Source organism: Chromobacterium sp. ASV23 (genome assembly GCF_016428945.1).
GTDB classification, from domain to species: Bacteria; Pseudomonadota; Gammaproteobacteria; order Burkholderiales; family Chromobacteriaceae; genus Chromobacterium; species Chromobacterium sinusclupearum.
Window position 1 is genome coordinate 56577 of record NZ_JAELTR010000012.1, and the last position, 21826, is coordinate 78402.

At 62.9% G+C, this 21826-nt stretch carries 18 protein-coding genes and 2 riboswitches; of the genes, 14 read left to right on the forward strand and 4 right to left on the reverse strand.

Features of this window, described 5'->3' with window-relative positions; all coding sequences use genetic code 11:
• Nucleotides 1-3 precede the first annotated feature (3 nt).
• Both JHD59_RS07545 and JHD59_RS07550 read left to right on the forward strand, forming a co-directional pair.
• A complete protein-coding gene (locus JHD59_RS07545) occupies nucleotides 4-2544 on the forward strand; it encodes a DUF3141 domain-containing protein (RefSeq protein WP_233163945.1) in 2541 nt (846 codons plus the stop codon).
• Between the two features lie 430 nt (nucleotides 2545-2974).
• Nucleotides 2975-3061, forward strand: a riboswitch (glycine riboswitch).
• Between the two features lie 4 nt (nucleotides 3062-3065).
• Nucleotides 3066-3163: riboswitch (glycine riboswitch) on the forward strand.
• A 139-nt stretch (nucleotides 3164-3302) separates the two neighbouring features.
• The gene (locus JHD59_RS07550; protein WP_103321501.1) at nucleotides 3303-3917 is read left to right on the forward strand and encodes a trimeric intracellular cation channel family protein; all 615 of its coding nucleotides are present in this window, start codon (nucleotides 3303-3305) and stop codon (nucleotides 3915-3917) included.
• A 67-nt stretch (nucleotides 3918-3984) separates the two neighbouring features.
• On the opposite strand, the gene modA is transcribed toward JHD59_RS07550, so the two are convergent.
• Entirely contained in the window at nucleotides 3985-4728 is a 744-nt protein-coding gene (gene modA, locus JHD59_RS07555; protein ID WP_199153794.1) for a molybdate ABC transporter substrate-binding protein, read from the reverse strand.
• Nucleotides 4729-4814: 86 nt separating this feature from the next.
• Entirely contained in the window at nucleotides 4815-5714 is a 900-nt protein-coding gene (locus JHD59_RS07560) for a LysR substrate-binding domain-containing protein (RefSeq protein WP_199153795.1), read from the reverse strand.
• 101 nt (nucleotides 5715-5815) lie between these two features.
• Here JHD59_RS07560 and JHD59_RS07565 point away from each other — a divergent pair, with 101 nt between their 5' ends.
• From JHD59_RS07565 to JHD59_RS07620, 12 genes are all read left to right on the forward strand, one after another.
• Nucleotides 5816-6997 carry a M20 aminoacylase family protein gene (locus JHD59_RS07565; RefSeq protein ID WP_103321504.1) on the forward strand — a complete coding sequence of 394 codons (1182 nt, stop codon included), beginning with the start codon at nucleotides 5816-5818 and terminating at the stop codon, nucleotides 6995-6997.
• A 57-nt stretch (nucleotides 6998-7054) separates the two neighbouring features.
• The gene (locus JHD59_RS07570; RefSeq protein ID WP_199153796.1) at nucleotides 7055-8224 is read left to right on the forward strand and encodes a porin; all 1170 of its coding nucleotides are present in this window, start codon (nucleotides 7055-7057) and stop codon (nucleotides 8222-8224) included.
• Between the two features lie 35 nt (nucleotides 8225-8259).
• The gene (locus JHD59_RS07575) at nucleotides 8260-9552 is read left to right on the forward strand and encodes an MFS transporter (protein ID WP_199153797.1); all 1293 of its coding nucleotides are present in this window, start codon (nucleotides 8260-8262) and stop codon (nucleotides 9550-9552) included.
• 365 nt (nucleotides 9553-9917) lie between these two features.
• The gene (locus JHD59_RS07580) at nucleotides 9918-10067 is read left to right on the forward strand and encodes a hypothetical protein (RefSeq protein WP_199153798.1); all 150 of its coding nucleotides are present in this window, start codon (nucleotides 9918-9920) and stop codon (nucleotides 10065-10067) included.
• Nucleotides 10068-10164: 97 nt separating this feature from the next.
• On the forward strand, nucleotides 10165-11484 hold the full coding sequence (gene brnQ, locus JHD59_RS07585) for a branched-chain amino acid transport system II carrier protein (RefSeq protein WP_199153799.1): 1320 nt from the start codon (nucleotides 10165-10167) through the stop codon (nucleotides 11482-11484).
• A 326-nt stretch (nucleotides 11485-11810) separates the two neighbouring features.
• Complete coding sequence (locus tag JHD59_RS07590; RefSeq protein ID WP_199153800.1) at nucleotides 11811-12380, forward strand: aminodeoxychorismate/anthranilate synthase component II; 570 nt, start codon at nucleotides 11811-11813, stop codon at nucleotides 12378-12380.
• Nucleotides 12380-12766 (forward strand): lysozyme inhibitor LprI family protein, encoded by a 387-nt coding sequence (locus JHD59_RS07595; RefSeq protein WP_199153801.1) that lies wholly within the window; start codon nucleotides 12380-12382, stop codon nucleotides 12764-12766. The genes JHD59_RS07590 and JHD59_RS07595 overlap by 1 nt, the downstream gene beginning before the upstream one ends.
• Before the next feature lie 13 nt (nucleotides 12767-12779).
• Nucleotides 12780-13808 (forward strand): anthranilate phosphoribosyltransferase, encoded by a 1029-nt coding sequence (gene trpD / locus JHD59_RS07600; RefSeq protein ID WP_199153802.1) that lies wholly within the window; start codon nucleotides 12780-12782, stop codon nucleotides 13806-13808.
• Nucleotides 13809-13882: 74 nt separating this feature from the next.
• Nucleotides 13883-15259 (forward strand): phosphomannomutase/phosphoglucomutase, encoded by a 1377-nt coding sequence (locus tag JHD59_RS07605; protein WP_103321512.1) that lies wholly within the window; start codon nucleotides 13883-13885, stop codon nucleotides 15257-15259.
• A 118-nt stretch (nucleotides 15260-15377) separates the two neighbouring features.
• Nucleotides 15378-16280: a 50S ribosomal protein L3 N(5)-glutamine methyltransferase gene (prmB, locus tag JHD59_RS07610; protein WP_199153803.1), complete on the forward strand. Its 903-nt coding sequence runs from the start codon at nucleotides 15378-15380 to the stop codon at nucleotides 16278-16280.
• Nucleotides 16281-16437: 157 nt separating this feature from the next.
• Nucleotides 16438-17694, forward strand: a complete 1257-nt coding sequence (locus tag JHD59_RS07615) for a tyrosine-type recombinase/integrase (protein WP_199153804.1) — start codon at nucleotides 16438-16440, stop codon at nucleotides 17692-17694.
• 379 nt (nucleotides 17695-18073) lie between these two features.
• Nucleotides 18074-18847: a hypothetical protein gene (locus JHD59_RS07620; RefSeq protein WP_199153805.1), complete on the forward strand. Its 774-nt coding sequence runs from the start codon at nucleotides 18074-18076 to the stop codon at nucleotides 18845-18847.
• A 177-nt stretch (nucleotides 18848-19024) separates the two neighbouring features.
• Here the strand turns inward: JHD59_RS07620 and JHD59_RS07625 are convergent, their stop codons facing one another.
• Together JHD59_RS07625 and JHD59_RS07630 are read right to left on the reverse strand one after the other, a co-directional pair.
• Nucleotides 19025-20053 (reverse strand): phage portal protein, encoded by a 1029-nt coding sequence (locus JHD59_RS07625; protein ID WP_199153806.1) that lies wholly within the window; start codon nucleotides 20051-20053, stop codon nucleotides 19025-19027.
• Nucleotides 20053-21819 carry a terminase ATPase subunit family protein gene (locus JHD59_RS07630; protein WP_199153807.1) on the reverse strand — a complete coding sequence of 589 codons (1767 nt, stop codon included), beginning with the start codon at nucleotides 21817-21819 and terminating at the stop codon, nucleotides 20053-20055. The genes JHD59_RS07625 and JHD59_RS07630 overlap by 1 nt, the downstream gene beginning before the upstream one ends.
• Nucleotides 21820-21826 lie beyond the last annotated feature (7 nt).

The following is a 21826-nucleotide window of genomic DNA, read 5'->3' on the forward strand; positions in this document are numbered from 1 at the left end:
GCAATGTGGTCAACTACTGCAGTTCGAGACGGGAAAATCCCGTTTGCCCAACCGTTGTTTGATTACTGGCTGGACGCCTGCCAGCGCGGTGTTCTGTATTGGGACACGCTGTATCAGCGCGGCGCCACCTATCTGGAACACTGTGAAAGCGGCAAGCCGCCGGTGCTGGTGTTCGACTACACCATCATCATGGACGCGCGCGAGCTGCCCGATCCGGCCAACTACGCGCTGGCGGCGATCAAGCCGCCGGAGGGCAGCCCAGCCACCGATCCGGCCAAGCGCCCCTTCGTGGTCATCGACCCGCGCGCCGGCCACGGCCCCGGCATTGGCGGCTTCAAGATGGACAGCGAAATCGGCATCGCGCTGCAGCAGGGACATCCCTGCTACTTCGTGATGTTCTTCCCGCAACCTGTGCCGGGCCAAACCATAGAAAGCGTGGCCAAGGCCGAAGGCCATTTCCTCAAGCGCGTCAACGAACTGCACCCGAACAGCGACGGCAAGCCCTTCGTCATCGGCAACTGCCAGGGCGGCTGGGCGCTGGCCATGTTGGCTTCGGTGGCGCCGGATCTGGTTGGCCCGATCCTGCTGGCCGGCTCGCCGCTGTCCTACTGGGCCGGCGTGCGCGGCAAGAACCCCATGCGTTACGCCGGTGGCCTGAACGGCGGCACCTGGAGCGCCTCGCTGGCCGGCGACCTGGGCAACGGCCACTTCGACGGCGCCCATCTGGTGGAAAACTTCGAGAAGCTGGACCCGGCCAACACCCTTTGGAAGAAGTCCTACAATCTGTACTCCAAGGTGGATACCGAGCCGCAACGCTATCTCGATTTCGAACGCTGGTGGGGCGGCCACTACCTGCTGAACAAGGTGGAGATGGAGTGGATCACCCAGAAGCTGTTCGTCGGCAACGATCTGGTCCACGGCAAGATCACCAGCCATGACGGCACGATGCGCGTGGACATGCGCAACATCCGCTCGCCCATCATGGTGTTCGCCTCCTGGGGCGACAACATCACCCCGCCGCAGCAGGCGCTGAACTGGATCGCCGACCTGTACGACAGCGTCGAGGACATCCGCAACAACGAGCAGACCATCGTCTACTGCCTGCACAACAAAGTGGGGCACCTCGGCATCTTCGTGTCCGCCGGCGTGGCCAACAAGGAGCACAGCGAGTTCGCCAACGCGCTGGACCTGATCGACGTGCTGGCGCCCGGCCTGTACGAAGCCATCATCGAAGACATCGCCCCGGACGCGCCGGGCCAGGAATACATCGAAGGCCGCTACATCATCCGTTTCGAAGCCCGCGATGTATCCGACATCCTGGCGCTGGATGACGGCCGCGAAGACGAGCAGGCTTTCGAGGTGGTGAAACGCGTCTCCGAAATCAACCAGGGCGTGTACGACCGCTATCTGTCCCCCGTGGTGCGCGCCTTCAGCAACGAGGCCAGCGCCCGCCTGCTGCGCGAGCTGCATCCCGCCCGCTTCGAACGCACGCTGATCTCGCCGAAGAACCCCTGGCTGTGGTGGCTGCCCGGACTCGCCGCCAAGGTGCGCGAACAACGCCGCCCGGTTTCCGCGGACAATCCGCTGTGGCAGTGGCAGGAGCGGATGTCTGACTTCATCGTCCAGTCGCTGGATCATTACCGCGACCTGCGCGACGCCGCCCAGGAACAACTATTCCGCGGGATTTACGAATCGCCGCAACTGGCCACGCTGATAGGCGTGCAGCCCGCCGGCGAAGAGCGCAAGCAGGCGCTCACCTGGGAAAGCCGCGAGCTGGCGCGCCTGAAGCGCGAGGCGCTGGACCCGAGCTTCGAACAAGGCACGCTGGCTGATGGCTTCATCCGGCTGCTGGTCTATGTCGGCATCGGCATGGGCGTCATCGATGAACGGCCGTTCAACGCCATCCGCCGCACCATGCGCGGCGTGCAGCGCGAATATCCGCTGACGCTGATGCAGCTGAAGGCTACCGTCCGCAAACAGGTCGCCCTGGTGCGTGCCGATCATCAGCGCGCGCTGAACGGCTTGAGCACGCTGCTGCCCGACCAGCACATCCGCCACCAGGCCTGGATGCTGGTGCGCGACCTGCTGCTGGTGAATCGCCATGACATTCCTGCGGAGCAACAGCAACGGCTGGAACAGGCGGCGAATGTGCTTGGTCTGTCCGAACAAGACCGCCAGGCCATTCTGGACAAGGCCGCGATTCAGCCGGCCGCCCCTCGCGCGACGGAAACGGTTGCAGTCAAGCCGGCTCCGGCTCCGGCTCAGTCCCCTGCCGCCAAAGCTATCGTTCCGACGGCCAAGTCTGAAATCCAGCCGGCGCCAGCCAAGACCACCTCCACGCGCAAACCGGCGGCGGCCAAACCGGCGACCAAGCCAGGCGCAGCCCATCCCGCCCCAACCGTAAAAGCCGAGGCTCAAACAGCTGCCGCGCCAGCCAAGCCTGCGCCAGCCCGCAAGCCCGCGGCCAAGGCCAACGGCCAAGCGCCTGCCGCAGTCAAAACCGTCAAGCCGGCTGCCGCCGCCAAGCAGCAGAAGGACTCCTGACGCACCATGCCGGGGCGCCGACAGGCGCTCCGGTTTTATCGCCAACCCACCTCAAACGCTTTCGCAGGTTTGGCTAGGGGCTGTTGACGTTTGGTGAGCGGTCGCGCCGGAGCGCATTTAGCGCCGAATCGAGGCGTTTCGCGCGCCGCATAGTCATTCTCTGCCAGCGCGGAACAACGAAGAGTCGGCGCGAAAGGCACCCGGCCCTGCGGGTTTGGCCGCTTTGGGCCGGAGGCCGCTTTGCCCAGTCCTTGCCTCCGGTCCAAATCGGCTCAAACGCGATCCACTCACCAAACGTCAACAGCCCCTGGCGTCGCTTCTACTGATCCCATCCACTCTGCGCCATCCCTCCGCCGCAATTGGTCCATGCAGGAAAATGATCATCAATAGGTTCTAAATATTGACTATTAAAACAGCAATGGCTAATATTTGACGCGCTGCGGGAGAGAGGGGCGCCGCCCCCGCCGAAGACGCAAACTCCCATAATCGCTCAGGCAAGCAGTACCGCAGTGCACCATTGATTCAAGCCGATTGGAGAGAGGCCGCCGCGAGCGGTCCACCGAAGGGGCAAGTGGCCGCCGGCCATGCAACTCTCAGGTAAAAGGACAAGGGGAGAGGCTGTTCCGCAACCCGGAATCCACCCAGGAGACTGCCTTGTCCGCACCCGCCATCGGCCGCGCGCTTTTGCCCGCCGCGCCAGTAGACGCTCTTTTCCCTTTTTCACGCCAATCCGCCGCCACCGCGCGCGGGAGCTTGCCATGCTGAGCCTGATCTATTTGATCGCCATCACCGCGGAAGCGATGACCGGCGCGCTGGCTGCGGGCCGCCGCCACATGGACATCTTCGGCGTCACCGTCATCGCCTTCCTCACCGCGCTGGGCGGCGGCACCGTGCGCGACATCGTGCTCGGCCGCTACCCGATAGGCTGGACGCAACACCCGGAGTACGTGTTGCTGGTGGTGGCCGGCGGCATCGCCGCCGTGCTGGCCGCGCGCTTCATGCGCCATCTGAACCGGTTATTCCTGGTGCTGGATGCGCTGGGCCTGGTGGCTTTCACCATCATCGGCTGCGATGTGGCGCTAGGCATGCACTATCACCCGGTCATCGTGGTCATGGCCGGCATGATCACCGGCATTGCCGGCGGCATTCTGCGCGACGTCTTGTGCAATCGCGTGCCCATCGTGTTCCGTCGCGAGCTGTATGCCAGCGTATCGCTCTTGGTGGCCATTCTCTACCTGGGATTAAACGCGCTGGAGGTTGCTCACGACTGGAACATCGCCGCCAGCTTCGCCTTCGGCCTGGCGCTGCGAATGACCGCGCTGTGGCGCGAGTGGCAGTTGCCGGTTTTCGCCTACCGCCACGATCATCACTGACACCCCGCCCCGCTTTCGCGGGGTGTTTTGCATCACGCATCGCAAGCCATGGCTCATGATTCGCGCCTCACGGCTTGGCATAGCCATACGCGCGCCAGATTTTCTGCGATTCGGGACTGAAAAGGTAATCGAACAATTGCCGGGCTTGCGGATGGCCTGCCGCCGGCGTCAGCAGCGCCACCGTCTGCCGGATAGTCGGGTAACTATCCGGCGGAATCTCTACCCAATGCCCCTTGCCCAAACGTGAGCGCTCCAGCACCTGAGACTTGGAAACGAAACCGCCCGCCACCTTGCCGGACGCCACCATTTCGGCGGCATGGGCCACATCCGGCGCCCTGACAAAACGCGGGCGCAGGCGTTCCGCTAGTTGGTAATGATTCAAGCTGTATAAAACCATCTGGCCATAAATGCTGGACTCGGGATCCGGCAGCGCGATCTTGCCTCTGCCTTGGCGCAGCCACTCCAGCCAGCCGCTCTCATGAAAATCCGCCGCCAGCGACCATAGCACCAGGGAACCCAAACCAAAGATGCGCGGTTCTTCCAGACAGCGCCCCTGCATCTGCAGCTTATGGGTATATTCGTCGCTGGACGAGATGTAGATTTCGTACGCGGCGCCATTGGCAATCTGCGAGGCCAGCGCCACCGCGGGACCATAAGCCACCTTTACCGTTACGCCAGTCTTTGCCGTGAATTTTTTGACGATCTCATTCAGCGCCGGCTCAGTATTGCTGGCGGCGGCCACCGTGACCGGCGCGGCATGGGCAAAGGCCCATGCGCAGGCCAGCAGGCACCCCGCCAATATCTTCGGCATGATGCGCTCCCTGAAACTTCACGATTCAGCATAGGGCATGCGTTGCGAACAAAAAAAGACCCAAAGTCGGCATGGCCGAAACCGATTCAAACGGTTTGCGCCTCGCGAATGCGGGCGATGAACCATTCCGCGGCCCGGCTCAGCAGCGCGCCCTCCCGCACCAAGAGCAACAGGCTCAGCCTCGGCGGCCGCTGCTTAAGCGGCAGCTCGACAAAACGCTGCGCCGTCAGAGTGGCCTGCAAGGCCTGATTGGACATCGGCACCACGGCATCCATCGTCATCAGCAGCCCGCACAGCAAGACATTGGACGTGCAGCAAGTCACTCGTTCCGGCGGCGCCAGTCCTTCGCGCGCAAACATGCCATGCACAAAGCTTTCGTACTGGCCGCTCTGATCAGTATGCAGCCACTCCGCCTGCCGCAATTCCGCCAACGCGGTGGCATGCCGCAACGGGCTTTCCGCGCGGACGGCAAAGCCGGATGGGGATTCGCACAGCCGCTCCACCCGCACGAATGGATCGTCTGGCGGCGCGGAGAAGGCACCCAGCGCGAAATCCAGCTGCCCGCTGCGCAGGCCCTCAAGCAGTTGTTTCCCATCCTGCTCCAGGAAATCCACCCGCACCTGCGGCATGGCGCGCCGAAAGGCCGCAAACGACTGCGGCAAAATCTCGAAACCGGCCAGCGGGGTCAGGCCGATGCGCAGGCTGCTCTCGCGGCCGGAGCGCAGCCGATCCATTTCCTGCTGCGCCCTCTCCAGCTCCCGTATCACCAGACGCGCATAGCCGAGCAGCGTCTGTCCGGCCTCTGTCAGCGTCACGCCCCAGGAGTTGCGCAGCAACAAGGGCACGCCCTGCTCCGTCTCCAATTCGCGCAGCGCCTTGGTGATGGCAGGCTGCGTGACGTACAGCGCGCGCGCGGCCGCATTGATGCTGCCGTGATCCGCCACCGCGACCAAGGCCCGCAGTTGATGTTGCTTGAGTTGACTCACGTGGATAACTCATGGTTATGGCTATCAATATTTGTGCTTATTCAGCGCAAATAGTTTTGCCTAGCATGGTTCGGCACCCTCACATCAACGGAAAGCAAACCATGGCAAACGATCCCTTCATCCTCCCGGAAATCCTGGGCAAGGTAAACGAGTTCATCGCGCTGCGCCGCCAAATACACGCTCATCCGGAGCTGGGGTTCGAGGAGCAGCAAACCAGCGAACTGGTCGCGGCCAAGCTGCGCGAATGGGGCTATGAGGTGCAAACCGGCGTCGGCAAGACCGGCGTGGTGGGCACGCTGCGCGCAGGCGCAGGATCACGCGCGCTCGGCATCCGCGCCGACATGGACGCCTTGCCCATCCAGGAAGCGACCGGCCTCTCCTATGCCAGCACCCAGCCTGGCAAGATGCACGCCTGCGGCCACGACGGCCATACCGCCATGCTGCTGGCCGCCGCCCAATACTTGGCCGCAACCCGGCGCTTCAACGGCACGCTGCATCTGATTTTTCAACCGGCGGAAGAAGGATTGGGCGGCGCGCCGGCCATGCTTGAAGACGGCCTGTTCGAGCGCTTCCCCTGCGATGCCGTCTACGCCCTGCACAACGCGCCGGGCCTGCCTGTCGGCTGCTTCGCGCTGAAAGAAGGCGCCATGGCGGCCTCGTCCGACAGCGTGGATGTTCGCCTCACCGGCGTGGGCGCGCACGGCGCGATGCCCAATTTCGGCCGCGACCCCATCGTCGCCGCCTCGTCCATCGTGATGGCGCTGCAAACCCTGGTGGCGCGCAATATTCCGGCGACCGAGGCCGGCGTGGTCACCGTCGGCGCGCTGCACGCCGGCAAGGCGCACAACGTGATTCCGGAACACGCGGAAATGAAGCTGACCGTGCGCGCGCTCAGCCGCGACGTCCACGCCACCTTGAAACAGCGGCTGCATGAAACCGTCCAGCTGCAGGCGCAAAGTTACGGCGTAGCGGCGGAAATCGACTACCGCACCATCGCGCCGGTGCTGGTCAACACGCCCGATGAAACCCGCTTCATGGCCGAACTGATCCGCGAGCAAGCCGGCGCGGAACGGCTGATCCAGCCGCCGCAAGGGATGATGGGCAGCGAGGACTTTGCCTGGATGCTGGAAAAGAAACCCGGCTGCTACGTGCTGCTGGGCAACGGCACCGAAAGCCGCGGCGGCTGCATGGTCCACAACCCTGGCTACGACTTCAACGACCAGGCCCTGCCGGTGGGCGCCTCGCTGTGGGCGCGACTGGCGGAAAGCTATCTGCGCGGCTGACGCGCGGCGCGATCAAGCCGGCGGCACAGCCGGCATCGCAAGACAAAGGAGAAAGCTATGCTGCGTCACACCTGGCCGCCCCTGCTGGCGGCCTGCCTGGCCCCGCCCGCCTGGGCCGATTCCTTCCTGCTGACCCGCCTGCAAGGCCTGCCCCTGTTCAACGGCATGCTGAAGAACGGCGGCGTTGCCCCGTATGGCACGCTGGATCTGGGCGTCAACTACGCGCAAGCAGGCGGCAAGCGCGCCTGGCAGCTGCAGAGCGGCGGCGAATGGACATCCAAGTTCGGCCTGGCCGGCCGCGAGCTGTTAAGCGACGGCTGGCGGACGGAATTCAATCTGGAGGCCGGCTTCAACGCCAATGACGGCACGCCGCAATCGCCCGGCATCACCTTCAACCGCGAGGCCTGGCTGGGCCTGGAGTCCACGCGCTGGGGCGCGCTGCGGCTGGGCCGCCAGCTCAACGCCGGCCTGCCGCTGTTCATCGATCCGTTCGGCGCCGTCAACACCCATTCGGTCTACAGCTGGGCAGGCATGGGCGCGGTGCAGACGCCGCGCGGCGTGTTGCCCAATGCCGACCTCGGCCCCGGCGCCGCCCAGCTCGACAGCCGGCTGGGGCACGCCGCGAAATGGATTTCGCCGCGCGGCCAGGGCTTCAACGTCGAGTTGCTGCAGGCCGCTTCGCCCAACCGGCGCGCGCCGGGAAGCAGGGGCGCCATGCTGGCCCATCTGGACGGCCCCTTGTTCCTGGCCGCGAGCTTCAACCAAAGCTGGCAGCCGCTGTCGCCGTCCGGCGCGGACGCGGTGCGCAATGACTTTTACGGCCTGGCGGCGGTCTACGACATCGGCCGCTTGGTGCTGTCGGCCTCCCATACCGTCACTGTGCCGCGCCGCCAGGAAAACGGCATCGCCCGCGTCTACACCGCCGGCGCCATCGTCGCGGAAAAGCGGCACGTCTACCGCCTGTCCGCCGTCTACCGCGACACTTCAAGCGCGCGCGACGCGGACGGACAGGCCATCTCCAGCTCCGCCCTCGGCCTGATGCTGGGCTACGACTACAACCTGTCCAAGCGCACGGGCCTGTATGCGCGCGCCGGCGCCATCCGCAACCTGGGCGGCTCCACCCTGATACTGAACGGCCAGCCGCTGCCTACCGACGCGCGGGGCAGGCCGCAGACCGGGATCACGCCCGTCGGCGCCGCCGTGGGCCTGTACCACAACTATTTCTGAAGCCGCCTGTCACTATCCAGATCGAGGAACTTCATATGAACAAGACGCTGACCGCCCCCGCGGCCGACGCGCCGGCAATGCACACCGCCTCGTCGCGCCGCACCATCGTCGCGGTGTCGCTGGGCAACTGGCTGGAGCTGTACGACTTCACCGTGTTCAGCTTTTTCGCCGTGTTGATCGGCAAATTGTATTTCCCGTCGCACAGCGAGTACGGCTCGCTGCTGATGGCGCTGGCCACCTTCGGCATCGGCTTCGTGATGCGTCCGCTGGGCAGCGTGGTGATAGGCCGCATCGCCGACCGCGCCGGCCGCAAACCGGCACTGACGCTGACCATCTGGCTGATGGCCGGCGGCACCGCCCTGATCGGCCTGGCGCCCACCTACGACAGCATAGGCCTGCTGGCGCCCTTGCTGATCGTCGCAGGCCGTCTGCTGCAAGGCTTCGCCGCCGGCGGCGAAGTCGGCGCCGCCACCAGCTTTTTGATGGAGTCCGGCGCGCGCAACCGGCGCGGCTTCATGGTGAGCTGGCAGATGGCCACCCAGGGCGGCGCGGTGCTGGCCGGCGCGCTCAGCGGCGCGCTGTTGACCTATTTCCTCAGCCATGAAGCGCTGGAAAGCTGGGGTTGGCGGCTGCCTTTCCTGCTGGGCTTGCTGGTGGGGCCCGTAGGCTTGTACATCCGCCGCCATCTGGACGAAACCCACCAAGCCGAACCGGCTGAGCAGCCAAGCCTGGCGGCCCTGATGCGCCAGCATCGTCGCAAGCTGCTGTTGGGCTGCATGCTGATCATGGGCGGCACCGCCAATATGTATGTGGTGGCGCACTACCTGCCGTCCTATCTGATCAAGGTGCTGCATCAACCGCCGGCATCGGCGCTGCTGGCGGGATGCGCGGCGGGACTGGTTCTGCTGCTGGCCTCGCCGCTGGCCGGCATGCTGGCCGACCGCCTGACCAGACGCAAACCCCTGCTGCTGGCCGTCAATGCTTTGTGCGTGCTGCTGACGCTGCCCTGCTTCATGCTGCTGCACGCGGCACCCTCGCTGCCTGCCGCGTTGATGCTGGCCCTGACGCTGACCGCACTGCTGGCGCTGGGTAGTCCCGCCGGCTTCCTGCTGATCATGGAGGCCTTCCCGCGCGGCTGCCGCGCCACCGGACTTGCCATCATCTATGCCTGCGGCGTGACGCTGTTTGGCGGCTTCGCACAATTCATCGTCACCTGGCTGATCAGCGTCAGCGGCAATCCATTCGCCCCGGCCTGGTACATCATGGCGTGCAGCGCGGCCAGCTGGCTGGCGTTGCTGGCTTTTAAAGAAGAAGCCGCCACCGACTGACGGCATGAGCCGCCCCGCCAAACGCCCCAGCCCGCTGATCGCGGGCTGGGCGCATGGAAGGCCGTCTACTTGGAGATGAAGCTATCCGGCGCCCGCTCGCACACCTTGAACCGCGCGATCCGCCAAGAATAGACATCGCCGCGGCGCTACTTGGCGGCGACGCGCCAAATTGCCGGACAAGCGCCGAATCTCCAATCCATGCCCAGACAGACGCATCACCCGATGACGAGCGGGCAGGCCCGCGCCGTTGTGCACGATGGGCGAGATAAGCCAGACTGCCCTGAGCATGGCTTGAGCGCGGCCGCGCCATGCCAGACGTTTAATCTTCTGATCATGCCTTGCCAAGCGTAGCCATAGACGTTTTAATGAGTGCTCGCTATCTGTTTTCAATCGGTAAATCCATGCTGCCCATCGCTTATGCCCACTCTGCTTCGCCGCAACGCGGCCAGGTGGCCCCTGCCGTGCGCAGCGTCGTTGAGATTATTATTATCCCGCTGAATACCAGCCAGGGATAAGGCCGCTCATTTTCATTTAGCCGACGTCCCTGGCGAGGGACCGGTCTGAATGCCCCTCCTTCTCCAGGTCCGCCGGCATCACAATCCGGAGACTTCCATGCTGTCCCGCAACCACACAGCCGCCTTGGGCATGATGGTGTTTGCCCTGTTTCTTGGCGCTGGCAACGTCATTTTTCCGCCTATGGCAGGCCATCTGGCCGGAGAGGCCTGGCCCATCGCGGCGCTGGGTTTCATGCTGACCGGCGTAGGCCTGCCTTTTCTGACCCTGCTGACGGTGGCAGGCCTGGGCCGGGGCGAGGCGCTGTCGCGCGACCTGCCGCCCTGGGCCGCGACCGTATTCTGGAGCTTGTTGTATCTGATTCTGGGCCCGCTGTTTGCGATGCCGCGGGTGGCCAATGTCGCCTACGAGATGGGATGGTTGCCTCTGGGATTCGCCCACTCGCCCTGGGGCAGCGTCTTGTTTGCCTTGGCGTTCAATGGAATCGGACTCTATTTCATGCTCAAGCCCGGCCAGATGATAGACAGCGTCGGCCGCTTGATGACCCCCGTGCTGTTACTGTTGCTGTCGGCAGTCGCGCTGGGCGTCATGCTGAAGCCGCTGTCTGGCGTGGGCGCAACCAGCGCCAGTTATGTCGACGGCGCCTTTGTCGAAGGCCTGCTGAGTGGTTACCAAACGATGGACGTATTGTCAGCCATGGCGTTTGGCGGCCTGGTTGCGCGCACGCTAAGCGGCAAAGGCATCACGCAACCCAAGATGGTTCGTCTCTTGACTTTCAAGGCCGGCTTGATCTCGGTCGCGCTGCTGTCCTTGCTGTATCTGTGCCTGTTCTATCTGGGCGCCACCAGCGCGCCCGTCGCGGCAGGCGCGAGCAATGGCGGGCAAATCCTGGTGCGTTATGTCGCCTGGCTGTTTGGCGACGCAGGCAGCTGGCTGATGGCGGGCATCGTGCTGCTGGCCTGCTTGACCACCGTGGTGGGACTCGGCAGCACCTGCGCGGATTACTTCGCCAAGCAGACGGGGCGATTGGCTTATCCTTACTGGCTGGCGCTGATTTCCGTGGCATCGACCCTGATCGCCAATTTTGGCCTGGATGTGTTGATCCGCGTCACCGTGCCCGCCCTGTATCTGATTTATCCAAGCGCGATCTGCCTGGTGCTGCTGCAAGCGCTGCGCAGTCGCTTGCCCAATCTGCCCCTCAGCTATGGCTTGACGCTGGGCGTCGTGTCCCTGATCAGCCTGGGCGACGCCCTGAAGGCGGCCGGCCTGCTTCCCGCCGCGCTGCAAGATGGTCTGGAACAATTGCCGCTCTTCTCGCTGAGCCTGGGTTGGCTGCTGCCCGGCCTGCTGGCCTTGGCCATCAGCGTGATGCTGGGCCGCATGCGTTGGCTGGCAAGCGAGCTGCCCTCGCGCCCATGAGTCTGACGCCATGCCTGCCGCGGTCGGCTGAACGCCCACAGGCCGCCGCGCAGGCATGCTTCTCCCCCTGCCCGCCATGCGCAATCTACATCACGCGCTGACGCCTGCCCCGTCACTCCGCCGGTTTCCAGCGGCAGCCAAATTACCGTAAGATCAGGCGTAATGAATTCTCGCGCCGCACAAAATCAGGGCAGCGCCGCACCCAAAGCAGCGGCATGCGCCAAATGGCGGCGCAGTACCTTGCCCGCCCCTGGCGGCCACTCCAATGGACAAGCCAACGGGCACGCTGCGGCAAGTGCATTAAAAATCAATAGATTGGGCGAATTATGCTACTCGTAATAGATAATTATGATTCCTTCACGTACAACCTGGTGCAGTACTTCGGCGAACTGGGCCAGGACGTGAAGGTGTTCCGCAATGACGAGATCACGCTGCAGCAGATCGAAGCGCTGAAACCGCAATACCTGGTGATCTCTCCCGGCCCCTGCACCCCCAACGAGGCCGGGGTATCGGTGCCGGCCATCCTGCACTTCGCCGGCAAACTGCCCATCATGGGCGTGTGTCTGGGCCACCAGGGCATAGGCCAGGCCTTCGGCGGCAAGGTGGTGCACGCCAAACAGCTGATGCACGGCAAGGTGTCGCCGGTCAGCCATCTGGACAAGGGCATGTTCCGCGGCCTGCCCAATCCAGTCACCTGCACCCGTTACCACTCGCTGGTGATCGAGCGCGAAACACTGCCGGACTGCCTGGAAGTCACCGCCTGGACCGATGACGGCGAGATCATGGGCGTGCGTCACAAAACCCTGCCCATCGAGGGCGTGCAATTCCACCCGGAATCCATCCTGACTGAACACGGCCACCGCATGCTGGACAACTTCCTGAAGGAATTCGCCTGATGCGCTTGCCGCTGCCGCTGATCGCCGCCTTGTTGTCGGCGCAGGCCTGGGCGGGCGCGCTGGATGACTGCACGCAAAGCCAGCCAGACACGCCGGCCATCGCCGCCTGCCTGCAGCAGCGGCACGCCGACATCCGCAAGCAGCTGCAAGCCCAGGAAGACAAGACCCTGGACGCGATGCGCAAGCTGGACGCTGCCACCGATGGCCGCTTCCACGCCGCGCGCGAATTGCGCCGCGCCCGCCAGGCTTACGAGGCCTATCGCCGCCAGCACTGCGGCTGGGTGGAGGCCAGCTACGCCAGCGGCAACGGCGCCGGTCTCGCCCGCCTCGCCTGTGAAATCGACCTCGACACGCAAAGGCTGGCCGAACTGGGCCGGCAAAGCTGATAGGAATCCCGCCATGATTACCCCGCAAGCCGCGCTGAACCGGCTGATCGACGGCAATGAATTGTTTTACGACGAGATGCTGGCGCTGATGCGCCAGATCATGCGCGGCGAGCTGACGCCAGCCCAGACGGCGGCCATCCTGATCGGCCTGCGCGTCAAGGTGGAATCGGTCTCGGAAATCGCCGCCGCCGCCACCGTGATGCGCGAATTCGCCACGCATGTGCCGCTAGCCGACCGCCGCCACCTGGTGGATACCTGCGGCACCGGCGGCGACAAATCGCACACCTTCAATATCTCCACCACCTCGGCCTTCGTCGCCGCCGCCGCCGGCGCGCGCGTGGCCAAGCACGGCGGACGCTCGGTCTCGTCCAGCTCCGGCAGCGCCGACGTGCTGGAATCGCTTGGCGTCAATCTGCAACTGACTCCGCAACAGGTGGGCCAATGCCTGGATCAGATCGGCCTGGGCTTCATGTTCGCCCCCAACCACCACAGCGCGATGAAGCATGTGGCGCCGATCCGCAAGGAACTGGGCGCGCGCACCATCTTCAACATCTTGGGACCGCTGACCAACCCAGCCGATGCCGACAACCAGCTGATGGGCGTGTTCCACCCGGACCTGGTGGGCATCCAGTCCCGCGTCTTGAAACAGCTGGGCAGCAAGCATGTGATGATCGTGCATGGCTGCGATGGCCTGGATGAGCTGACGCTGTCCGGCCCCAGCCAGGTGGCCGAACTGAAAAACGGCGAGATTCTTGAATACGAGCTGGAGCCGGGCGAGTTCGGCCTGATGAATTGCGAGCTGAAAGACCTGCGCGCCACCACGGCCGAGCAGTCGCGCGACCGTCTGCTGTCCGTGCTGAACGGCGAGCCCGGCCCGGCGCGCGACATCGTGCTGTACAACGCCGGCGCGGCGATTTACACCGCCGACATCGCCCCAAGCCTGGCCGATGGTGTTACCATGGCGCGCGAAGCCTTGGACAGCGGCAAGGCTCGCCAGAAACTGAATGAACTGATCGCGATGACCCAACAGTTCGGTCATTGAATCCTGGATGCAACGGCCCCAAGACGAGGCGCCGCTTTACGCTCCACATAACACATGGACCGTGTCAGAACATCATGAACAAACTATCCAAAGACATTTTCAAGGCTTATGACATCCGCGGCATCGTCGGCAAGACACTGACCGCCGCCGTGGCCCAGCAAATCGGCCAGGCCATCGGCTCCGAAGCCCAGGCCCGCAAGGTCAAGGCCATCGTGATCGGCCGCGACGGCCGCCTGTCCGGCCCCGAACTCAGCGAATCGCTGGCGGCCGGCATCCGCTCCGCCGGCGTGGACGTGATCGACGTCGGCCGCGTGGCCACCCCGATGCTGTATTTCGCCGCCCACCAGCTGGGCACCTTGTCCGGCGTCATGGTCACCGGCAGCCACAATCCGCCCGACTACAACGGCTTCAAGATGATGCTGGCAGGCGACACGCTAGCCGGCGAAGACATCCAGAAGCTCTACCAGCGCATCGCGGACGGCAATCTCGCCGAAGGCGAAGGCAGCTACCGCACCGAAGACATCGCCGAAGCCTACTTCGATCGCATCACCTCGGATATCAAGCTGGAACGCCCGCTGAATATCGTGGTGGACAGCGGCAACGGCGTGGCCGGCGCTTTCGCCCCGCTGCTGTACCGCCGCCTGGGCTGCAAAGTCCGCGAGCTGTTCTGCGATGTAGACGGCAACTTCCCGAACCACCATCCGGATCCGGCCAAACCGGAGAACCTGAAGGACGTGATCGAGGCGCTGCAGAAGACCGACGCCGAGCTCGGCCTGGCCTTTGATGGCGACGGCGACCGCCTGGGCGTGGTCACCAAGGACGGCAACATCATCTGGCCTGACCGTCAGCTGATGCTGTACGCCGCCGACGTGCTGGAGCGCAACCCGAAGGCCAAGGTGATTTTCGACGTCAAGTCCACCCGCCTGCTCAAGCCCTGGATCAAGAAGAACGGCGGCGTGCCGGTGATGGCGCGCACTGGCCATAGCTTCATCAAGGCCAAGATCAAGGAAACCGGTGCCCTGCTGGCCGGCGAAATGAGCGGCCATGTGTTCTTCAAGGAGCGCTGGTACGGCTTCGACGACGGCATCTACACCGGCGCCCGCCTGCTGGAAGTGCTGTCGCGAGTGGAGAACCCGAGCGAACTACTGAACGCCCTGCCCAATGCCGTCTCCACGCCGGAGCTGAACCTGAAGATGGCCAAGGAAGGCGAAAATCACTCGCTGATCGCCAAGCTGCAGGAAACGGCGCAGTTCGACGGCGCCGAGGAAGTCAACACGCTGGACGGCCTGCGCGTCGAATACAAGGACGGCTTCGGCCTGGCGCGCGCCTCCAACACCACGCCGGTGATCGTGCTGCGCTTCGAAGCAGACAACGAAGAAGCGCTGGAGCGCATCAAGGGCGACTTCCGCCGCGTGCTGGCCACCGCCACCGACGCCAAGCTGCCATTCTGATTCGGCACGGCAAGCGCTTCACCGGATTTTGTTAGCCACGTCAAAGGCCCCAGGCCGATGAACCAAGCTATCAGGGGACATGGGCCATCCATGTCCCCGTTGTATTGAAAGGACTGTCATGTACCAATTGGCCGCAAGCCACTTCTCCACCGTGCGCGACTTGCTGCGTTTCGCCGTATCGCGTTTCAACGATGCCGGACTGACCTATGGCCACGGCACCCATAACGCGCACGATGAGGCGGTCTATCTGATCCTGTCCGCGCTGCAGCTGCCGATCGACACCCTGGATCCGTATCTGGACGCCAAGCTGCTGCCAGAAGAAGTGGAACGCACGCTGGAACTGATCCGCCGCCGCGCTGAAGACAAAGTGCCGGTTGCCTACCTGACCAACGAAGCCTGGCAGGGCGAGTTCAATTTCTACGTCGACGAACGCGTCCTGGTGCCGCGCTCCTTCATCTACGAGCTGCTGGGCGAACCGCTGGAGCCGTGGATCGAACATCCGGAACTGGTGCACCGCGCGCTGGACCTGTGCACTGGCTCCGGCTGCCTAGCCATCCAGCTGGCCCACCACTATCCGGATGCCGAGATCGACGCCGTCGACATCTCGCTGGACGCGCTGGAAGTGGCGGCGATCAACGTCGAACACTACGGTCAGGAAGACCGGATCAACTTGATCCACACCGACATGTTCGAAGGGCTGGAAGACAAGTACGATTTGATCATCTCCAACCCGCCGTATGTCGACGCCGAATCAGTGGACGCGCTGCCGGAAGAGTACCTGCACGAACCGGAAATCGCCCTCGGCTCCGGCGAGGACGGCCTGGACGCCACCCGCGAAATCCTGCGCCGCGCGCCGGATTTCCTGAACGAGCGCGGCGTGCTGATGGTGGAAATCGGCCACAACCGCGACATGCTGGAAGAATGCTTCCCCACCCTGCCCTTCATGTGGATGGAAACACAGAGCGGCGACGGCTTCGTTTTCCTGCTGACGCGCGAAGATTTGGTTTCAGCCAAAATCTAAATAGACCGCAAAGCCGCCAAAACCAAGGGTTTGGCGGCTTTTTTCATTCCATCCCGGTTCGGGCTGGAACAGTGACAACCGGGGGTGTCGCGGGGTACATTTGGGGGGATAACAGGGGGTATCTGAAGAAATACCCCCGCTCCTCCGAGGTGAACACATGCCGCTAACCAAACTGGAAATAGACCGAATCACACCGGGCGAAAAACAAGTCAAAGTCACGGATGGTCTAGGCCTTTACTTGCTGGTCATGCCCAATGGCGCAAAATACTGGCGCCTGAAATACCGTTTTGCAGGCAAGGAAAAGGTTCTTGCCCTGGGTGTTTATCCCGAAGTGTCGCTCAAGGAAGCGCGGCTGAAGCGAGATGAAGCACGCCGCCTGCTGGCTCAGGGCGAAGACCCTGGTGAACAAAAAAAGAAGAACGCGCGCAAGCAGCTGATCGAGACATCCTCTACTTTCAAAGCCATCGCCCAGGAATGGTGGAACAAGATGTCTGCCGAATGGGCACCCACTCATGCGTCAGGGGTCTGGCGCTCACTGGAAATCCACCTTTTCCCCACGCTTGGCGACCGCCCGATCCGTGACATCAGCGCAATGGACTTGCTGCTCGTCCTGCAGTCCGTTGAAAAGCAGGGACTTCACGACACAGCAAACCGGCTCCGTGAACGCTGCAATGCCATATGGCGTAGAGCGGTCAAAACAGGCCGCGCCGCAGCCAACCCTGCAGCAGACCTTGCTGGCGAACTGATCACACCCATCACAAAGCCACAGCCATCCTTAACGCGCGAGGAGTTGCCAGCCTTCATGGCTGCCTTGGCCACCAACGAACACATCACGCTGCAAACCAAATACTTGATCAAGCTCGTTATGATCTGCTTCACCCGGATTGGTGAAACGGTCCAGGCAAAATGGGATGACTTCGATCTGGATAAAGCCATTTGGACCATCCCGCCGGAGACCCGAAAGCTGAAACGAGCGCTCAAAGCCGCCGCCGCGCCCCACATCGTCCCTCTTCCATCCCAAGCGGTAGATATCCTGAGGCAGTTGCATATGCACCGCGTAGAAGGAAATGATTTCGTCTTCCCCAGCTTCTTCTATCGCGGCCGGCACATGAGCAAGACCACACTGCTCAAGGCCTTCGAACGCATGGGGTATAGCGGCAAAAATACGGAGAATGGGCATGTCGTCACTCATGGTTTCCGTGCAACCGCCTCAACCATTCTGAATGAAGCCGGCTTCAACCCAGACGCCATCGAACGGCAGCTGTCGCACAAGGAACCCAACCAAGTGCGGGCCGCCTACAATCGCGCTCAATACATGGAAGAGCGCCGGACCATGCTACAAAGCTGGGCCGACTACCTCGACAAAGTCGAACAAGGGGGAGACACCACGCTGCTGGCGGCCATGCATGCATAGCGCGCATAAAAGCGCATGAATGCCGGCACCCTGCCAGCTGCCGCGAGCGGCACGCCTGGGGCGTTTGCGGGGCATTCGTGCGTGTGCATGATTTCCCGCACATGAAGCGCGGGGGCGAGGCGGGGCTTCGATGGCGCGCGCTGGGGATTGAAAACCTAGATCGAGAGTAGCCAACTCAAGATCGGCAAGACAGGAGCCCATCCCACCCACCGCGCACACATGCTAATGCACTAAAATGGTTACAATTGGCCATGAGCTGTCATCGAAGAATGCCTGCTTTGTAGCTTTTCCCTATACGTTTTGACGGTACGTAACGCAGGAGCGTCTGCCAATGTCAACTTGACTGTAGGATTGCACCCATTCGTAATCTGGAAAGAAAATGACCAAAACACATTCTAACTGTATCAAATGCTTGACAAAGCCTGCGGATGCCGATAGCCACGTCGTTCCTAACTCTATTCGCAAGCGACTGTATGGCGAGAAGAAAAATGCAAGTAAGAAATTTTCCTTCTCCTATGTTGGACGCCCAGACCTCCCGACCCAAGACTTTCCCAAGCCTAAACTGATGTGCCGGGAGTGCGATAGCAAGTTCGGATCTGACCTCGAGAAGACTCTGCCACAACTTCTCATGCCCGCTGACGTAGATAGCCCAGAAAGCTGGAATGAACTCGGTTTGATCCCCCTTGATCACGGCCCTTTCAAGGACTATCCACCGAAGGTGAAGCCACTTCTGAAACGTAACGCTGCTTTAATTGCATGGAAGGTGATGCATGCAGTAGCAAGGGATGGTAAGGCACCTGACCTATCAAAATTTCTACATTCACCTGATGGACAAGCGCTAGATCGTGAGATGCTCAGCTTCATCACCCAACCGGATTGGAAACCGTCGACGATTTCGCTCAAAGAACCGGTGTTATGGAAAATCGAACCCAAGACCGCCGCAGCGCTTACTAGGGAAGAGGACGAGTTACCGATATCTTGGACCGTCAATTACGAGCCCCAGCAGCCGAAGACGGCCATCATCTTCGCAGTTTTCGGTTTTTGGATTGTGGGGTGGCAACTTCCTGAGTCTACATTGTCGCTGCACGACCAACTTGCGCACTGGCTTTTGTACATAGCCAAACAGAAAGCAGCATCTTCCCAAGCAGTATGACTCCTACCGGATAAAGTAGTTGGGAAGACATTTGGACCGATTGGGTCGGAAGCCGCCATTATCGATCCATAGTTCAAAGACCACTTCGGCCCACAATCGACCTCCAGTACCTGACGTCCAATGTAAAAACCCCGCATCCGCGGGGTTTACTTTATCAGTTGGCGACAACTCACAAGCTCACCCCGCCGCCGCCAGCGCATACTCCCCAAACAGGATCACCTCCTCGCCCAGCCAGTCGTTGACCTCCTGCAGCCGCAGTTGCAGCGGCTTGATCTCGTTTTCGTAGAACACACCGGCCGCCTTGGGCGCATCGCCGAAGCCGCCGACATTGCCCGGCATCAAGCCCAGCAGTTGCGGCGGCACCCGGTGCGCCGCCAACACGTCGTCGCGCGTCACGTTCTTGATGTTGAGGAATTCATCCTTGGCCGTCACTTCGCTGATCGGGAGCAGCTGCAGCCCATCCTTCTTGCCGTTGGGCGCGTACATGAACAGGTTGCGGAAGTTGCCCGGCCCCTTGCTGTCGCGCAGCGCCTTGCGCAGATTGTCGATGTCCTGCTCGTTGTTGGCCGGGTCGGTCATGTAGAGGATGAAGCCAGCGTGCGAGCCGTTCAGGTAATACTTGCGGCGGAACAGGGTAGCGGACTCATTCAGCCAGGCCGATTGCAGCGCGGCCAGGTATTCCGGCAGGCCGTACACCTCCTGATTGATGTCAGCATCCATCAAGTGCAGCACCCGGCCGGCCAGCAGCTGCTCCTGATCGAAACCCGGCACCCACCAGAACCCGGCCAGGTCTTTGGCGCGGCGGACATACTTGCCCCGCGCCGGCTTCAGCTCCATCACCCCGCCCAGCCGGTTGGTGATGACCTGCAGGTAAGCATTGCCGAACACCAGATAATCCATCAGCCAGGCGCTGAACGCCGACCGGCTCAGCAGCCGATGTGGCTTGAACGTCGAAACCAGCACATTGCGCTTCACCGTCAAGGCGCTGGCGTGGTGGACGTTGGCGCGCAGGCTGCGCGCCAGGCCGTCCCAGCTCACCGGCGGCTCATACCAGCGGCCATTGTCCACGCATTGCAGATAGTCCATCAGTTCGCGCCGGTCCAGCACCGGCACCGGCTCGCCAAAGGAAAACGCCAGCGGCGTGCTGGCTGGCGCCGGCGGCGTCGCCGGCTGATGGGTAAGGTTGTGGCTGCGCGCTTTGGCCATTAGAAAATCTCCATGAAACTGGTATTGGTGGAAGTCGCGCCCTCTAGCGGCTCGTGCGCCAGGGCGTGCATGGTGGCCCACGCCAGGTCGGCGTGGCTGGTTTCTTCGGAGCGGCCGGCGGCGAAGGTAACGCCGCGCCCGCTGGGGGTGCTGGTTTTCTTGATCGACAGGAAGGCGGCGGCGATGTCGTTGTGGCTGGCGTCAAACGCCAGCCGGCCGCTGTTGATCACGTCCAGCGCCTTCAGCACCAGCCGGGTTTTCACTTCCACGCTGTAGCTGATCGCCACTGCGTCCGGCCGGAACTGCTTCACCAGCTGATAGACGCCCGTGCCCAGGCCGGACGTGTCGATGCCGATGTATTCCACGTTGTAGCGCTGGGTTTGCTGGCGGATGAAATCGGCCTGCTTGGCAAAGTCCATGCCTTTGAATTGCGCCCGCTCCAAGATGCGGAACTTGCCGCCCGGCACGGCCGGCGGCGCCAGCACCACCAGCGCCGCGCTGTCGCCAGTGTGGCTGGGGTCATAGCCGAGCCAGACGGGCCGATGGCCAAACGGCCGCGCGGCGAAGGGCTTGAAGTCGTCCCACTCGGCCCAGGCGTCCACCATCGCCCGCTGCAGCGCGGCAAACGAAAACACGCTGGCGCCGTCGTCAATGAACTGGCACATGAACAGCTGCAGGAACTCTTCCGGGCTGTACTCCAGCCGCAACTGGTCGATGTCGAACAGATCGCAGCCGCCGGCCAGCGCGTCGATGATGGTGACGATCTGGCGCCAGCGGCCATCCGGGCCGCGCACGCCGCCGGCCAGCGCCTGGTGCGACACGTCCAGCTTGATGTGTTCCGCCTTGGGCCGGCCGCGGTTGAAATGCTCGCCGGTCCATACCTTGAATCCCTCGTGGGACATGGCGGATGGCGTCGAGAAATACGTCTGGCGATACATCTTCTGGCTGGCCATGCCGCTGGCCAGCTTGCGCAGCTCCAGAAAGCGCGGAATCCAGAAATACTCGTCCACATACAAATCGCCATGGCGGCCCTGGGCGGTGCGGCTGTTCGTGCCCAGGAAGGACAGCTCCGCGCCATTCGGCAGCTTGATCACCTCCCCTTTCAGCTCCACCCCGGTGACGTCCTTCACGAAGTCGCAGATGTAGGAACGGAACTGGAAAGCCTGGGCCTTGGAGGCGGACAAGAAAATCTGATTGCGCCCCGTCTCCAGCGCGGTAATCAGCGCTTCATGCGCGAAATAGTAAGTGGCGCCGATCTGCCGGCTTTTCAGGATGTCGCGGATGCGCTCTTGCTGCCCTGCCCTGTACCAGTGCTTTTGATACTCGAACATGCCATCGAGGAAGGCCGCCACCAACTGCGCCTGGTGTTCGTCGGTAATCGGGTTCCGTTCCGGCTGGCGCTTAGGCTTGGCGTTGCGGTTGGCGAGGTTCGGGTTCAGATCCGACTCGCGGCCGGTCTGACTGTACTTACCCACGCGCGCCAGGCGTTCCACCTGGCGGCCCAGCAAGTCGATTTCCTTGAAGTCTTTCCCTTCCTTGTCCGGCTTCAGGATCAGCTGCTGCATCCGCGTTTCGATGGTGGACGCGATGCGGTCGGCCGGGTCGGAATCGTCCCAGGCGTCGCGGCGCTTCCAGCTATGCACCGTCGCCGGCTTCACGCCCACATGCTCGGCAATGCGCGCCACGCGCCAGCCCTGCCAATACAAGGCGCGGGCTAGGCGGCGCGGGTCGAGGTCCAGCTCGGCGATAAGGGTTTGAGTATCCATGCCGGCA

Bases quoted from the DNA above. Each gene is read 5' to 3' on its own strand.
- JHD59_RS07550 (WP_103321501.1), top strand. From the start codon at position 3,303: ATGCTGAGCCTGATCTATTTGATCGCCATCACCGCGGAAGCGATGACC.
- JHD59_RS07595 (WP_199153801.1), top strand. From the start codon at position 12,380: ATGCGCTTGCCGCTGCCGCTGATCGCCGCCTTGTTGTCGGCGCAGGCC.
- JHD59_RS07580 (WP_199153798.1), top strand. From the start codon at position 9,918: ATGAGTGCTCGCTATCTGTTTTCAATCGGTAAATCCATGCTGCCCATC.
- JHD59_RS07625 (WP_199153806.1), bottom strand. From the start codon at position 20,053: ATGGCCAAAGCGCGCAGCCACAACCTTACCCATCAGCCGGCGACGCCG.
- JHD59_RS07630 (WP_199153807.1), bottom strand. From the start codon at position 21,819: ATGGATACTCAAACCCTTATCGCCGAGCTGGACCTCGACCCGCGCCGC.
- JHD59_RS07615 (WP_199153804.1), top strand. From the start codon at position 16,438: ATGCCGCTAACCAAACTGGAAATAGACCGAATCACACCGGGCGAAAAA.
- trpD (WP_199153802.1), top strand. From the start codon at position 12,780: ATGATTACCCCGCAAGCCGCGCTGAACCGGCTGATCGACGGCAATGAA.
- JHD59_RS07545 (WP_233163945.1), top strand. From the start codon at position 4: ATGTGGTCAACTACTGCAGTTCGAGACGGGAAAATCCCGTTTGCCCAA.
- JHD59_RS07620 (WP_199153805.1), top strand. From the start codon at position 18,074: ATGACCAAAACACATTCTAACTGTATCAAATGCTTGACAAAGCCTGCG.
- JHD59_RS07570 (WP_199153796.1), top strand. From the start codon at position 7,055: ATGCTGCGTCACACCTGGCCGCCCCTGCTGGCGGCCTGCCTGGCCCCG.
- prmB (WP_199153803.1), top strand. From the start codon at position 15,378: ATGTACCAATTGGCCGCAAGCCACTTCTCCACCGTGCGCGACTTGCTG.
- modA (WP_199153794.1), bottom strand. From the start codon at position 4,728: ATGCCGAAGATATTGGCGGGGTGCCTGCTGGCCTGCGCATGGGCCTTT.
- JHD59_RS07590 (WP_199153800.1), top strand. From the start codon at position 11,811: ATGCTACTCGTAATAGATAATTATGATTCCTTCACGTACAACCTGGTG.
- JHD59_RS07565 (WP_103321504.1), top strand. From the start codon at position 5,816: ATGGCAAACGATCCCTTCATCCTCCCGGAAATCCTGGGCAAGGTAAAC.
- brnQ (WP_199153799.1), top strand. From the start codon at position 10,165: ATGCTGTCCCGCAACCACACAGCCGCCTTGGGCATGATGGTGTTTGCC.
- JHD59_RS07575 (WP_199153797.1), top strand. From the start codon at position 8,260: ATGAACAAGACGCTGACCGCCCCCGCGGCCGACGCGCCGGCAATGCAC.
- JHD59_RS07605 (WP_103321512.1), top strand. From the start codon at position 13,883: ATGAACAAACTATCCAAAGACATTTTCAAGGCTTATGACATCCGCGGC.